This is a genomic window from Aquabacterium soli (assembly GCF_003933735.1).
Classification (GTDB): domain Bacteria; phylum Pseudomonadota; class Gammaproteobacteria; order Burkholderiales; family Burkholderiaceae_C; genus Aquabacterium; species Aquabacterium soli.
Genome location: NZ_RSED01000072.1, coordinates 1 through 706 on the forward strand (window position 1 = coordinate 1; position 706 = coordinate 706).

At 64.6% G+C, this 706-nt stretch carries 1 protein-coding gene and 1 pseudogene; both read left to right on the forward strand.

The window, feature by feature from the left end:
• A pseudogene (locus tag EIP75_RS23840) lies at positions 1 to 406 on the forward strand (IS21 family transposase); the annotation flags it as partial.
• On the forward strand, positions 399 to 706 hold a 308-nt coding region (locus tag EIP75_RS23845; RefSeq protein ID WP_233585030.1), incomplete at its 3' end, for an ATP-binding protein. The pseudogene EIP75_RS23840 and the gene EIP75_RS23845, both read left to right, overlap by 8 nt.

Genomic DNA, 706 nt, shown 5'->3' on the forward strand with positions numbered 1-706 from the left:
GACCCGCTACGACTGGCAGCACTACATCCCGCTGGTGCAAAGAAAGCCCGGAGCGCTACGCAATGGAGCCCCCTTCGCCGACCTTCCCCCGGCCTTGCAGCAGTTGCGCAGAGGGCTGTTGCGGCAGGCTGGTGGCGACCGTGTCATGGCGCAGGTACTGGCCATTGTGAGCACGGCAGGCCTAGATGCGGTGTTGGTGGCCGTGGAGTTGGCGCTGGAGAGCGCGCCACCGTCTGGGAAGGTCAGCGTCGAGCATGTGATCAATGTGCTGAGCCGACTCAATGCCGCACCCACGCCAGAGGATGCGCAGACCTGCCTGCAGACAGCGGTGGCGCCGCTGGCCAACACCGCGCGCTACGACAGCTTGCGCGGGCAAGGCAGCACGGAGGAGATCAACCATGCGTGACATCGCCGCCGAGCTCAAACATCTGCGTCTGCACGGCATGGCGGGCGCCTGGCTGGACCTGATCGAACAAGGGGCCAGTTCAGGCACAGACGAGGCCCGTTGGCTGATCGAACACCTGCTGCAAGTCGAGGCCACAGACCGAGGCATGCGCTCGGTCAATCATCAAATGCACGCAGCCAAGTTCCCTGTGCACCGAGACCTGGCTGGGTTCGACTTTGCGGTGTCCCCGGTGGACAGCAAGCTCGTGCACACGCTGGCCGAGACCGGCTTCACGGAAGTGGCGCACAACGTGGTGTTGGT